This is a genomic window from Patescibacteria group bacterium (genome assembly GCA_041653535.1).
Classification (GTDB): Bacteria; Patescibacteriota; Patescibacteriia; order JACRDY01; family JACRDY01; genus JBAZFH01.
This window is the reverse complement of sequence record JBAZFH010000006.1, coordinates 1-13,979: the sequence shown is the minus strand read 5'-3', so window position 1 is coordinate 13,979 and position 13,979 is coordinate 1. Positions and strand designations below refer to the sequence as shown.

The following is a 13,979-nucleotide window of genomic DNA, read 5'->3' as shown; positions in this document are numbered from 1 at the left end:
ATTTTAATCTTTAAAAACAACGGCTCCAAGGCCGGCGCCTCCATCCTGCACGCGCACTCGCAGGTCTTTGCCACCGACATTATTCCACCCGAAGTGGCCGCAGAAATCACCGCGGCCCAGCGCTACCAAACGCAGTTCAAGCGCAACGCCTTTGCGGACATCATCAAAAAAGAATGCAAGAGCAAACGCTTTATTTCCGGCGACGACTACACAGTCGCCTTCTGCCCCTACGCCTCGGCCTTCCACTACGAGGCCTGGCTCTTCCCGCGCCGCTTCATTGACAACGTGACCGAGCTGAACAAAAAAGAAATCTCAAGCTTCGCCAAGGCGCTCAAAAATATTTTGCAAAAGTTGAACTCGCTCAACATCTCCTACAACTTTTTCATGCATCAGGTCATCTCCAACCCGCACCAGTATTTTTATATAAAAATCCAGCCTCGCGATTCCATCTGGGCCGGCGTAGAACTTGGCTCGGGCATCATCATCAACTCTGTGCCTCCGGAAGAGGCCGCGAAGTTTTATCGGGGGAAATAATTATAAAACTTTCAATTACGGAATGATTGTTTTTGTCATTCCGACGACCCCGCGCCTCGCAAGGCAAGGGGGAGGAGGAATCTATAATAGGTTGAGAATAGAATACATTTCACGTATTTAAAGATTTCTCCTCGTCCCGACTGTGGTCGGAACTCGTCGAAATGACAAAGCGAGGGTATTTCGTAATTCAAGATGTAAAAAAAATGAAAAAGGCAAGTCCGCGAACAGACCTGCCTTTTTTTAATTCAACTTACTTTTTTACGCCCAATGCCGGGCGTAAAAAATCTCTGCCGCGGCTTTTGCAGGCTGCTTGCCTGCTGGTAAGCTTCACGCCGCCGCGTTAGCGTGAGACCGCCGGAGTGCAACCCCCAACTGCCAATATCTGCATTTGCAACTTGCGGCTGTGGTCTTAATTGATAGACCGGACCGCAGTTGCAATTCTCTACAGATTTTCTGCAGAAGGGGCAACGTATTTCTACGTTTTGGCGCGGAATAACGCCGCGCTCCAGCCAGCCAAAAACCATTTTTGGGGGAACATCAAATTCTTCACAAATTTCGTGAACCCCCATAATCCTATCCTGAAGAACAAGCCCGGCTCTTGCTGCCAGAGCTTGGTCTTCCTCGTAGCACTGCGAACACATACCAAATTCATTTAACTTGATATAGCGCCCGCAGTGGCAGCAATTGCCAAAGCCAATTCTTTTTTTCATGACAAACTACCCTCCTAAAAAAATTTAAAAAAGACCAAAAAATAACCCCCCAACATACAACAAAACTTCTATTCTGTCAAGGTTTCTTCAATACCTTTTCATAAATCTTTACATACTCCTTCGCCGACTTCTTCCAGGAAAAATCTTCCTTCATGCCGTTTCCCTGCAATTTTCGCCATTTATTTGGCTTTTTATAATATAAATGCAATGCCCGCTGAAGCATTTTATGCAAAGCTTGGGCAGAAAAATCTTTAAATAAAAAGCCGTTTGGTTTGCGCCTCTCCCGCACCGTGTCGGCCAAACCGCCGGTCGCGCGCACGAGCGGCACCGAGCCGTAGCGCATGGCAATCATCTGGGTCAAGCCGCAAGGCTCGTAGCGCGAGGGCACCAAAAAAATATCGCTCGCCGCATAAATTTGCCGCGCCAGGGCGGAGTCAAACATGACCTCCGCGGCGAACTTATCTGGATAGGCTTGCGCCAATTTTTTTACATACGACTCATAGCGCGCCTCGCCCGTGCCGAGGATGACAAACTGGCAGTTGAGCTTGAGCAAATTTTCATCAATTAATTCAATCCCCTTCTGATACACGAGCCGCGCGACAAAACCGACTAATGCAACATCAGACGCCTGCGGCAGTCCGACTTTTTTCTGCAAAGCGAATTTGTTGACTTCTTTTCTCCGCAGCGTTGCAAGCGAATAACGATGAGCGATTTGCTTGTCTGTTTTGGGATTGTACGAAGCAGTGTCAATGCCGTTGAGGATGCCGTACAAATCGCGCCGACGCTTGCGTAAAATATTATCAATGCCAAAGCCAAAGGCCGGCTTCAAAATCTCGCGGGCATAGCGCGGACTCACCGTCGTAATCGCGTCCGCGGACAAAATGCCCTGCACCATGAAATTGATGTCGCCGTCTTTCAAATCATTGACAATATCTGGCAGGGTCTTGATGGTGTGGTCCAGCAAATTAATAATCCGGGGATTAGTTCTGCCCTGGTAGTCAACGTTGTGAATCGTAAACACCGTTTTGGTCTTGGCAAAAAATTCATCAGCGCCGTAGTGGGTTTTGACGATGCGCGGGACAAGGCCGGTCTGATGGTCGTGCAAATGAATAACATCAGGCTTGAATTGCAGCTTTTTCATCGCCTCCAGAGCGGCGAGCGAGTAGAACACGTACTTTTTCAAATCATCGTCGTAGATGGGATTTTTATCAAAATATTTTTGGTTGCTTAAAAAGTACACCGCTAGACGTGAGTGCGGCAGAGCGGTTTTGTAGACCGTAACGATTTCTTTTGTGCCGGCAAAGGGTACGGAAAACGCCGCTACTTTTTTCGCGTCCAAACTCTGCGGCGTAATGGCGCTGTGCAGGCGCAAAAACAGCGCCGGGCTTACGCCGATTTTTTGTAATGCGGGCGGCAGGGCCGCAACCACGTCGGCCAGTCCGCCGACTTTGGCAAACGGCGCACACTCGGCCGAAAGAAAAGCGATTTTCATAAACTGGAAATTAACTTTTGTATCTTTTGTAAAAACTGCTCGTGCTTTTGCCAAATTTTATTTTTTTTCAGAGAAAACTGTTGACGATAACGTTCTCTTGCTTGAAAAACCTTCTTTGCCCGCTCTAATAATATCCCCTCTTTCAACTCATCCAATGCCACAAATAATTCCGGTAATCCTATAAAACGAGCAAAATTTTTATTACGAATATCATAAGCGACATTAATTTCCGGCGTTCCCGCTCCAAATGCCAAAACGCAAGAGTGGAGCATCATGCCAATCATGATATCTAATTGAGAATAAATGTACTTCTGTTCACGTATTGCAACATCAATGATGATTAAATTCTTAATAGGCAATTCTTTTAAAATTACTTTTTCACCGGGATGATGCAAAAAATAATACAATTGCGCGTCATGATTTTTTTGAAAGTAATCTGCCGCTTGTGCGTAAGCAGAAAGAATTTCTGACTTGTGTTGGCCGAAACCAAGCCAGCCTGCGTAGTTTAAATTTAAGCCAATTTTTACCTTGCTATTTTGCTTTTGTACTTCACATTTTCTTTCGGTTAAAAATATAGCTGGGTCGCCGATAACGCTGATGTTACTTTTACGAACGCCGTTAGCAGCTAAAAATTGCTTTGAATAATTATCCCTGACTGATATCAGTGCCGCTTGATTATTTAAAAAAGCGACACTTTCTCTTTCCTGTCGGGTTAAAGCGCGTGCGCCGATTTCTCTGATGTAGCCGACGCCGAAAATGACGAGGGGAATTTTTATTTTTTTTATAATTGCGCCGCAGTATGGCAAAAAGTAGTGATAGTAAATGCCACCGCCGCCAATTACGGCCAAAGCGCAACTGTTCAATCTCTTAATGTCATGTTCGCGCGCGCATTTCAAAAACTCAACCGGAAAATCAACGATTTCAATGGCGCCTAAATATTTTTTTAAGAGCTCTTGAACAGCCAAAACAATAGCGACATCACCTTTATTGTTCTTATCCCAGACATGAATGTGGGCGATTTTTAACTTTATCTTCATGCCGTTAGCCGATTATTTTTTCAATGCCGGCGAGCAATGTGCTTTCAATGTGAAAGTAGCTCCACGAACTTTTAATCTCATACCACGAAGCCTCTTCAAAGCGGTGGAAGTCCGTGCCGCCGGTCATAATTAATTTATAGCGGTCGGCCATGGCCTGCAGATAACTGACCGCTTCCCACGAGTGGTGCGGCGTTAAAACCTCTACGCCGTCCAATCCGGCTTTGATGAGTCTGCGCATAGTGTCTTCGCTCACCCAGCGAAACTTGCACGGATGCGCCAAAACCAGCTGCCCGCCAATTTGTTTTTTTAACTTGGCCACGCGCGTCATGTCAAGGTAGCTCTCATGTAAGCGCGTTTTGTCCTTATCACGGAAATAAGCGCGGATAATTTCAGTTTCCAGAATATTTTTTTTGCCTAATTCGCGCTGGATACGGCGTTTGTTGAGGGCATAAAAACTGTCAATAATGCGGTTGATGGGCAAGTAGTGGTTATGGCTTTCCAAAATGCCGTTGGTATCCAGCACATATTTTTTTTGTGTCAGGTGATTCAGAGCGCGGCGCACCAAAGCGCGGCGGCGCATTTGCGAATCGCGCAACATTTTGTGCAAGCCGGGGTCATCCGCGTCAAAGTTATACCAAAGCATATTCATGTGCCGGCTGCCCAGCTTGACATACAGTTCCATGGACGGCACGACTTTAATTTTAAAATCCCGGCAGGCGCGCTTGAATTCTTCCAGCCCGCTCACGGTGTTGTGGTCGGTCAGACTCGCCACCTTTACACCGCGCTTATGGCAGTGGGCGGCGAGTTCTGTTGGTGTTAAATAACCATCGGAATTGATTGAGTGAAGTTGTAAGTCTATTAACATAAACGTTTTATTGATAAACCAATCACTCCCCAGAATAAATAAACTCCAAATGCCAGACTCCACAGCCAGTGGTCAAAGCACATCAGTACTATCAGCGCAACGAGCAAGGCCAGAGTTTCTAAATTTCGTCGTCGCCAGTTAGCAATGTAACAATGGAGCAATGGAGCAATGAACAGCAGGAATCCTACGACTCCAATTTCAGCCCACACGAGCAGAAAGACATTATGTACCGGCTGATATTCGTACGCCGACAAAGTCCCGTCAATTTCATTATACACTGCCAGGCCGTAATTTTTAACCCCCGCACCGAAGAGCCGGTGATTTTTGATAATTTGCCAAGCTTCCTGCGTATATGCCGTACGCTCGGTAATTGATTTTGCTTCCAGCCGGCTATTGGCATTCAACCTGCCGGCAACCGGCCCTTTAAATAAACCAACAAAAATTCCGCCCGCGATAGCTATGATTATGACAAATTTTGCCAGAGCAAAAATAGCCTCTTTGCTACGACTAACAATGAAACAATGGAGCAATAGGACAATAAAACCCGCTAAAAACCCCAGGGCAGCCGCTCGTGAAAATGTCAACAGCAAGCCAACAAAATTAATCACAAAAATCACAAGACACAACAACAAGCTTGCCTTATACTTAATACCAGATACTAAATACTTGTCCCTGTTGTGCAACTCAAAATACAAAATAATATTTACCAGCAAAACTATGGCTAAAAATCCGCCTAAAATATTCGGGTGCGGCAAACTGCCGTAGGTGCGCAGAAAGCGCTCACTACCGGCTGCAACGACTGACACGCCCAAATCCGACGCGCGTTGGGAAGCTACCCCCAGCCACTTGCTTGCAAAAACGTTCTGGGTAAAAAACTGCTGCAGAGCCAGAAGAGATTGCGCCACGCCGGCAAATATTAAACTCCAATATAACTTTACTCTGTCATATTTAATGTGCGTCAACAAAAAAAATAATCCAATGCCCAGCAGAAACCGCCCCCAGCCGTATAGCGCCAATTTCCAGTCAAAGGCGAAAAAAATTGAAATAAAAACAGCCAACTTCAAAATCCCAACCAGCCACCATATCCTTGAAATTCTGCAATCTTTACGCGATAAAACAAAAAAACAACAAAACAACAAAACAATTAACAATATATCAGTAGCGTACAAACTAATCGTACCATATTCCCAATATCCGTCATTCAACTTTCCTAAAACAGCCATCCACCGCGTCTGCAAGGGGAGTAAAAAAACAAATATGTACAAACCATACTCTGCCACTCTTTCAAAATATTGGTAGTTTACTTTTTTAAATGTCATTGTTACATTGTTACATTGTTACATTGTTACATTGCTTATCTAACCATCTTTTGCGATACTCATTTCTTCTGTCCCGTTCGTGAAACTTCAACACTGAATCGGTGATGACCACGTCCGTTGAACGATTTGCCTTTTCCGCCAAGGCCGGCGGCAACTGGCGCAGCTGGAGCTTTTTGCAAAATCGTTCTATGACGCGCGCGCACAGGAGAAACTCTCCGCCGGTTTTGCAAAACTCCAGCACGCCATGCCTGCCAATGCGCCGACGGATGTTGGGCCGGATACCATCAGCGGCGCCGATGTAATTTGCGACCCAGCCGTTGCTCTGCATGAATTGACTGAAAATATCGCCGGCGTCATAGAGCGGCACAAGCTGGCGCACCCAATAGGTAAAGTATATGTCCGGCACGAGTCCGCTCTTGCGCAAATTTTTCAAATTCAATGCCTCCTCGCTGACAAAAAAATTCAGGCAAATCGTATCGCGCTTGCGCACCGGCGTGGGGCGCAGTCCGCAGAGCTTGAGAAAGCCGGCGGTGAAGAAACGCGCGAGCCAAATTTTGTCTTTGGCCGTGATGATGAATAAATCAATGTCGCTGTCCGCGCGCACGTTAGCCAGGGCGAGCGAATTGCTTACGGCCACTAATCGTACAAACGGACACAGGCGCAAAAATGCGGCCGTGCGGCCTGCGCGGCGGTATTTTTTTGCCGCGAGCGCGGCGCGCGTTTTGCGCAAACTAACAAGCGCACCGCGGCCGGATAGCATGTAGAATCCTTCGCGGGCGGTAATGCCATAAACGCCGCTGTCCAAAATGCGCTGTACTGTCAAAAAGCTTATACTGTCTTCGCTTCCCGGCCGCCACAAGTACCGGTACACCTCCCAGGCTGTGAGCGGAAAATCAAACACGTCAAAGTAGGCAAGCGTTTTAAAAACAGCTTGCGTTAAATCATCTGCTTGAAAATCAAAAGAAATATCGCGCAGAGTTGCGCTTAAGGAGGTTTGCATGGGCAACTAATAAGTTTGAAGTACGAAGTTAGAAGTTAGAAGTTAGAACAAACACCAACAGTCACTTCTTACTTCAAACTTCTTACTTCAAGCTTTTAACTTTCTGCTCTTGGTTTTTCCAGCACCAGCGGTTCAATTTCCGAACGGCCGCCGGTCACTCTCATGACATCTTTGTCAATTTTTTTAAACTCGCGGTAGGCGCCGTTGTAGGTGTTCACCGCCGTACCTAAGTGGTTGCCAAGCTTTTGCATAAACTCATCATAGCTTGAGATGTGCTTTTGCAAAGCTTCAACGTTTTTGCGGATTTCCTTGGCGCTCTCTTCAATTTGCAGGGCGCGCAATCCCTGCAGTACGGTCTGTAGGTACGCGTGGAAAGAAGTCGGGGAAACGATAATCACATGCTTCGTCGTGAAGGCGTACTCAATCAAATCGCGCGTGTTGACCTTGATGGCGCCGACCTGGTTAATCAGCAAGTCATAATAAATGCCCTCGGCCGGGATAAACATAAACGCGAACTCCATCGTGCCTTGAGCCGGCTTGATGTATTTCGCGGTTTCGTCAATGCGTTTTTTCAAATCAAGTTTAAACTCGCGTTCCAACTGCTCGCGCGTGCCCGGGTCTTTTTCGGCCACGATGCGGTTGTAGTTTTCCAAGGAAAATTTGGAATCAACCGGAATGATTTTGTCTTTGACAAAAATCGCCGCGTCCACAATGTCGCCGTCGTCAAAAGCGTACTGCAGTTTGTAGGCCGCGGGCGGCAGGACGTTTTTGAGCACCATCTCCAGTTGGTACTCGCCCAAGATACCGCGGTGCTTGGGATTTTTTAAAATGTCTTCCAAAGACTGCAGCTGTTCGGCAAAATTTACCACCTGTTTATTGGTCTCGTCCAACTTGGTTAATTTTTCCGTTACGGCCGCAATCGCGCTCTGGCTTTGTGCGTGAATATCAGTAAGCATCTTCTGCGCCTGCTCGGTCACGCCCTGCATAATGCCGGTGGTGCGGCCGAACTGAGCTTGGTTAGCTTGGTGCACTTCGCTCAACTTCGCATCAACGCTCTGCATAATACCGGTGAGCTGCTGCTGTAGCATCACAAACGACTGGTCGTTTTGTTTGCCCGCCTGCAGGGAATCAAGCTTTTTTTGCATGCCGAAGTAGAGCGCGATGACAATCGCCGCCAAAATAATGACGAGAATAATTAAAGCTGTTTCCATAACGTTTATATATGTATTCAGTATAGTTTGTTTTCAAAAACTTCTTCAAACTTCTCACGCAAGGCACCATTCACTTGTCCTTCGTTAAAGAAAGGCAAACCGATCAAACGAAAATCCTTATTTTCTATCTTCAAATCAACTGTATGACTTTTTTCAATTTCAATCAATAGTTTTTGCTTCCAACCTTCTTTTGATTGCTCAAAAATATTTTGTGTGTCCAAAAATTGATCACCTTTTGGCTCAACAAAAATCTGATACATAACTTCTTGCTTTGTTTTCTTCTCGGTCAAAAACAAAACAAAGTCTGGATAAAACGGCTCGCCGTTTTCAAAGCTGTAAATTTTGAAAAACTGCTCATTACGTAGCAAAGCAATGTCTTGATATTTTTTCTTTAACTTTGTTATTGCCTCATCAATAAAGCGCAAAAACGACTCTTCTTCACTTGTTCCCCAGATTTCGTTTTGAGCAAACCAATCCCGAGAAGAAAAATCAAAATCTCGCATATTTTTCGCTCGCGGACTTTCGCAGTCTAGTTGCAACACCTTGTCATTTTCAAATATTTTCTGGATCAAATGAGCTTTGAACTCCTTCGTTCCATAGTATTCCTTTTTCTCTTTGCCGGCGACTTCCAACACTTTATCAATCACAAATCCGGCAATATTCAATTTTTCAATCTGCAAAAGATTGTCAACTTGCTCGCTCGTGCCTTTAACCTTAATTTTTATTCCGCCAAGATATTTTTCATTTGAAATGAAATCTTTTGCGGATTCTATATTGCCGAATATTTTTTTTAGCTCATCAAATCGTCCGGCAGGCATTTTTGCTAAAGCGGTGCGGACAATATGCGTTCCCAAATCAGCAATTTTATAATCCCGAATTTCTATTTTTTCCTTTACTCCGGCGCCAGCACCAGCAACAAACAAATCTTTTTCTATCGCTTCTCGTGTTGGTAGTTGAAAAATATTTATTTCAGCATTGTGATCGAACTCCGCTTTGGCGTCCGAGAGCGCAAAAACATCCTTTCCCAAATTTTCCTTGCGAGAATTTAAGAAAATATAGCCTTTCTTCCAAAAATCGCTGTTCTTAAAATTGCTTTTGGTCTTAATCTCTTTTTGCACTGTGCGTGACGGCATAATACCTTCACGAACCAAAACACTTTCCAACTCTTGAATATAACGAGAATTCGTTACGCTATGATAATAAAGCTGTTCCAAAATCCGAAGTTCATTTTGCACATCGGTATCAAATTTTCGTCTATAGCGTTCAGTAAATTCGCCGAGCGTAAATGGATAGTATCTTGCACCTCTACCTATAAGTTGCGCTTCCTGAACAGTTGCCGGACCTGGCTTATTACTAACGACCGAGCGACTATTATAGAGCCGGACAATATCAAAAAGATTCAAAACATCCCAACCCTCATTCAATTTTTCTGTCGCAAAAATAGCGCGTATTTCATTGTTTTGATCTTCCAACGAATTAAGTAAAATTTGTTTTTGCTCTAAATCTTTATCTTCATCAACCGTCAAGCATTTTTCCGGCGCAAAATCGCTTTTAATTTCTGCTGCTAAATCCGCGAGAGTAATTTTTTGCTCATTGAAAAATTGAAATGCTTTTTGCAATGTTGCATCTTTAATCGCCGTTTGCTGTTTTAGGTGTTTTTCACTAAGTTCAGAAATAAGTTTATGAAAAGAATCTTTGAAAATACTTGAAACGACAATTTGCGGATTATGTTCTTTTGATATTCCTTCTTTCGGAATACTCACCCTGTTGGCTTTAAACATAACCACCGGCTTTAGTGCGATTTTATACTTTTCTGCCACCTTACGTCGATATTGCGAAATAATCACTGCTGAAAGCGCACGTTCCATAATCGGCGCGTTTATCTGCAAAGTTCGCACATCTTTTGAAAACCCGTCCAAGCGATATTCTTTCAGATCATAACGATAAATCGCTTTGTCTTTGTATTTTTCCAAAATTTCAGGATATTCCTGTTCTAATCGAGCCGTTGCCGTAAATTCCAAAAGCACATTATCCTTGTGACTGTTGGCGTTCAAAATCCGCATTACGGTATTTTCCCAATTTCGGCGGTCTTCTGCTTCGGTTTTGCTTATCTTGCCATTTGTTTCCGCTGATAGGTTGTGCGCTTCATCCGCAATCAAAACAATTTTCTTGTCCGCAAAATCTTCGTAAGTCAAAACATTTTCGCGAGCGAAATTAAAGCGAGAATGCAAAAGAGCGGTGGTAGAAAAAATAATGTTTATATCGTCGTCATTTACCCCTTCAAAATTATCAACTTCTTTGATTTTTATTTCCTGTCCGCTAAGCGTGATTTTGTCGGCAAATAAATACTTTTTTGAATTTGGATCAAGAAAATTGGCTTTGGTCTTTTGGATAATGTTGCCAAGACGAGTAAAGAAAATGAAATTGCGGTATCCCTTTTGGTAAAAATATAAAAGATTAGCGGCCATGATGAGCGTCTTGCCTGATCCGGTCGCCATATTAAACATCAAATGAATTGGCTTTTGTTTTTGGTGATATTCTTCGCAGTAATAATAAAATCGTCCCAGCGCTTCTTTTTGGTATTCGCGCGCCGGAAAAGCCGGATTGAGGTTTTTCAAAATATCCGTTTTTTCAATCGCCTTGTTTTTGAAAACATCAGTGCCGGCAAAATTTTTATATGAATTGAATTCATCGTAAAGCATACTTAAAATATGGTTTTTGAAATCTTTTCAATACCAGCAATCAGCTCTTCAATATCCTCTTTTTTAGGCTCAATTTTTTTATTATGATCGCAAAGATTCCTTAAATCAGCTAAATGTTGTATAAAACGCCAATCTTTTATTTCTAAAATACTATTATCTTTAAGTATTTGATTAAAATCGTTAATTGCCGGGTCCTTTTTTGTAATTTTGATATTATGATTTTCGCAAACCTGTGTTAAATGTTTCTCTAAAACAACCCCAGCGACTGCTCCCGCACCCCTTACAAAACCTTTTTTGTTTAGCTCCTTTGCAGACTCTAATTCAGAATCAAAAATATCAGCTTGAACCAACTGTTTTATATCAAACAAAGTACTCTCAAATCTATTTTCTACTGATTTAAGAATATTTAATTGCTGTTGAAATTTTGGGAATGCAGCTTTTTTGTCGGCAATTATTTTTTTACCTTCTAAGTAATCTGTTCTGCTTACCTCAAGTCCTATTAAAGCGTCTTCTATTACATAGTTTTCATGCGTTATGTCTTTTCTTTTTGTTTTCGGCTTTTTGTATAAATCAGTGAAATCTTCTACTCTGTCTGGCAATAAAAAAGAAAGAAGAACAATAGATTCTGAATACCATTTTTGATAATCATTAGAAAGACATGGTAATTTTTTTATAGCACTTAAATACTCGTCTTTGTCTTTTTTATTTTTATCCTTAGTGAACTCTTCTTTTAACTCTGGTAATATTTCAAATTGAAAAGAATAAATGATATTATCACCTAATTTAATGAGTTTTGCTAAATCATTTTTATATTTTTCTAAGTTAGAGATCATATTTGTTTATAAAATTCTCTATTTAACTCCTTGTCCTCCTTACTTAATCCATACTCTTTATCTTCAATTTCGCTCAAATTTACATAGAGCTGATTTTTATCTACACACTCAATCAAAAACTTCTTTTGATCGGCAATACTTAAATCCGCAAAATCTTTGGTGTTGGCGTCAATCGTTTTCGGATCTACTTTGTAGCTCAAAAATGCAGTGTCTTTCATCTCATCCCAAAGTTTGGCAAGTTCTTTGTCGGTTTTAGTTTTTTTAATTTCTCCAATCCATTTTTGATTCCACTCCGTCAATTCCATATATACAAAATCCCCACCACCTTGCCAATTTACTGCTTTTGAAATCCCGCCCTGTTCGCCAGCAATAACTTTTTTTAGTCTTGCTTCCGGCAAATCGTGAATATAATCCATTTGCTCAATTCCAATATATTTCCGGCTCATTTTATGGGCCACTGCCAGCGTTGTGCCACTGCCAGCAAAAAAATCTAAGATTAAATCGTCTTTTCTTGTTGACAATTCTAATATCCTTTTTATATATTCTTCCGGTTTTGGAAAATCGAATATTTTTTCTCCAAAGAGAGCTTTGATCTGCAGTGTTCCTCTATCGGTCAATATTTCTTTATCATTCCAAACCGTAGCCAAAGAACTAGTTTTTTCTCTATATTTTTTAATTATCTGGAAACCACCGGTGGATTTCTTGCCAAAAAGTGCTGTATTTAAATTATCTTTTGCCCTTTCCTTACCCCAACGCCAAACAGTCTGAATTCCATTTGATTCTTGAGGAAAAACCTCAACCCACCCCTCTTTTTTATTCAAACTTATCTCATATAAATCATTTTTATCCTTGTTTTTGGGGTTGAGATAAAAAGGGTAAAAAAGATTTGGTCTATTTTTTATATTAAAAGCTGTATTTCTATTTCTTAATTCATAAATATCAAACCCACCCCGACCATCTTCGTAGGTAAATTTTTTATCACTATCTACCAGTTGATATATTTCGTATGAGTTAGTTTTTGCGTAAACACAAACAAATTCATGAGTTTTTGACAATGCCTCATAATTTCTTGTTCGAGCATCGGAAACAACCGTTATTGTTGATATAAAGTTTTCTCTCCCAAAAATATCATCCATTAAGACTTTTAGGTATGCCTGTTCATTATCGTCACATTGTACAAAAATAACACCGTCATCACTTAATAATCGTCTTGCGATTTCCAACCTATTTTTTATAAACACCAACCACGAAGAATGATTAAAGGAATCGTTATATTTAAATCCATCGTTGCCGGTATTATAAGGAGGATCAATGTAAATCAATTTTACTTTTCCAGCAAATTCTTTTTTGAGAGAAGCTATCGCGAGCAGATTATTGCCTTTGATAATCAAATTGTCTTGAATCGTGCCTTTTTCATCGCGCCTGAAGCCGTCCAGTTTGTGTTCGCCTTTTTTATCTATCCGTTTGAAATTGGTAAAAACTTTGGCGTCCAGCAAGCGATTGATGTCGTCCGGCGCCAATGTTTCATTATAAAAAATCTCATCTCGTTTTTGGTCTTCTTTTGTCATTCCGCCTTCCAAAACACAATCTTTGTAAGGCCACGCCAAAACCACTTCTTTGTTTTCACTTAAGTATTCGTCACCGACAGTTAAGCCGATTTTGTTTTTGAAAGCGGTATAAGAATCCGGCAAAAATTGTTTGTTGGATATAAAGCGAATAAATTTTTCTTTATCAAAAATCAGCGTCTTTTCTACCTCAAAAAAGAAAAGTTGTTTTATTGCTTTATCAGAAAGCAAAAGTTTGATGAGTTCAGGATCATTTTTTCGCGCCAATTCCTGTGTTTGGTTTTTCAAAAGTACGCCGTCTTGCGAAACAAGGCGCTCATCTTTTTTTAATAAATCTACAAGTTGTTCAAATATGTTTTTCATAGTGTTTAGTTGCATAAGTCAATAAATAAAGAAGGAGGGTATTTCAGCTAACTGTATTGTACCAACATTCCCTTATCTTCACAACTTCAGCAATTTAAAACCCGATAACTCTCGAGAATTATCGGGTTTAAGGTAAAATTAAAGGAGATCAAGGACAATCTTTGACTTAACCTCTCAAAAATCCTGGGAATTTATTTACTTAAAGCAAATGTTCCCTTCTCCTCTCGCCATTCATGAGGTGAGTTTCCTATTGGGCTCTACCGAATCTAATTTTACCTAAGTCTAGACTTTTTAATAATATCGCTTTCTACATTTAATTGTCAATAGCAAAATACACACATGTTATCT

The 13,979-nt window shown here is 41.8% G+C and carries 11 protein-coding genes; 1 reads left to right on the top strand and 10 read right to left on the bottom strand.

Features of this window, described 5'->3' with window-relative positions; all coding sequences use genetic code 11:
• Window positions 1-534: galactose-1-phosphate uridylyltransferase (locus tag WC310_05375; GenBank protein ID MFA5359212.1), on the top strand; the 534-nt coding region annotated here is incomplete at its 5' end.
• Between the two features lie 245 nt (window positions 535-779).
• Here WC310_05375 and WC310_05370 read toward each other — a convergent pair.
• The 10 genes from WC310_05370 to WC310_05325 all read right to left on the bottom strand — a co-directional run bounded on the left by WC310_05370 (window position 780) and on the right by WC310_05325 (window position 13,631).
• Window positions 780-1,244, bottom strand: coding sequence for a hypothetical protein (locus WC310_05370; GenBank protein MFA5359211.1), 465 nt, complete (start codon window positions 1,242-1,244; stop codon window positions 780-782).
• A gap of 76 nt (window positions 1,245-1,320) precedes the next feature.
• The gene (locus WC310_05365) at window positions 1,321-2,736 is read right to left on the bottom strand and encodes a glycogen/starch synthase (GenBank protein ID MFA5359210.1); all 1,416 of its coding nucleotides are present in this window, start codon (window positions 2,734-2,736) and stop codon (window positions 1,321-1,323) included.
• On the bottom strand, window positions 2,733-3,773 hold the full coding sequence (locus WC310_05360) for a polysaccharide pyruvyl transferase family protein (GenBank protein MFA5359209.1): 1,041 nt from the start codon (window positions 3,771-3,773) through the stop codon (window positions 2,733-2,735). Before WC310_05360 ends, WC310_05365 begins: the two co-directional genes overlap by 4 nt.
• A gap of 4 nt (window positions 3,774-3,777) precedes the next feature.
• Complete coding sequence (locus WC310_05355; GenBank protein ID MFA5359208.1) at window positions 3,778-4,638, bottom strand: PHP domain-containing protein; 861 nt, start codon at window positions 4,636-4,638, stop codon at window positions 3,778-3,780.
• On the bottom strand, window positions 4,632-5,957 hold the full coding sequence (locus WC310_05350; protein ID MFA5359207.1) for an O-antigen ligase family protein: 1,326 nt from the start codon (window positions 5,955-5,957) through the stop codon (window positions 4,632-4,634). Before WC310_05350 ends, WC310_05355 begins: the two co-directional genes overlap by 7 nt.
• Before the next feature lie 10 nt (window positions 5,958-5,967).
• Window positions 5,968-6,957 (bottom strand): hypothetical protein, encoded by a 990-nt coding sequence (locus tag WC310_05345; GenBank protein MFA5359206.1) that lies wholly within the window; start codon window positions 6,955-6,957, stop codon window positions 5,968-5,970.
• A 95-nt stretch (window positions 6,958-7,052) separates the two neighbouring features.
• Window positions 7,053-8,168: a DNA recombination protein RmuC gene (locus tag WC310_05340; protein ID MFA5359205.1), complete on the bottom strand. Its 1,116-nt coding sequence runs from the start codon at window positions 8,166-8,168 to the stop codon at window positions 7,053-7,055.
• Between the two features lie 17 nt (window positions 8,169-8,185).
• On the bottom strand, window positions 8,186-10,870 hold the full coding sequence (locus WC310_05335; protein MFA5359204.1) for a DEAD/DEAH box helicase family protein: 2,685 nt from the start codon (window positions 10,868-10,870) through the stop codon (window positions 8,186-8,188).
• A gap of 2 nt (window positions 10,871-10,872) precedes the next feature.
• Window positions 10,873-11,703, bottom strand: a complete 831-nt coding sequence (locus WC310_05330; protein ID MFA5359203.1) for a hypothetical protein — start codon at window positions 11,701-11,703, stop codon at window positions 10,873-10,875.
• Window positions 11,700-13,631 carry a site-specific DNA-methyltransferase gene (locus WC310_05325; protein ID MFA5359202.1) on the bottom strand — a complete coding sequence of 644 codons (1,932 nt, stop codon included), beginning with the start codon at window positions 13,629-13,631 and terminating at the stop codon, window positions 11,700-11,702. Before WC310_05325 ends, WC310_05330 begins: the two co-directional genes overlap by 4 nt.
• Window positions 13,632-13,979 lie beyond the last annotated feature (348 nt).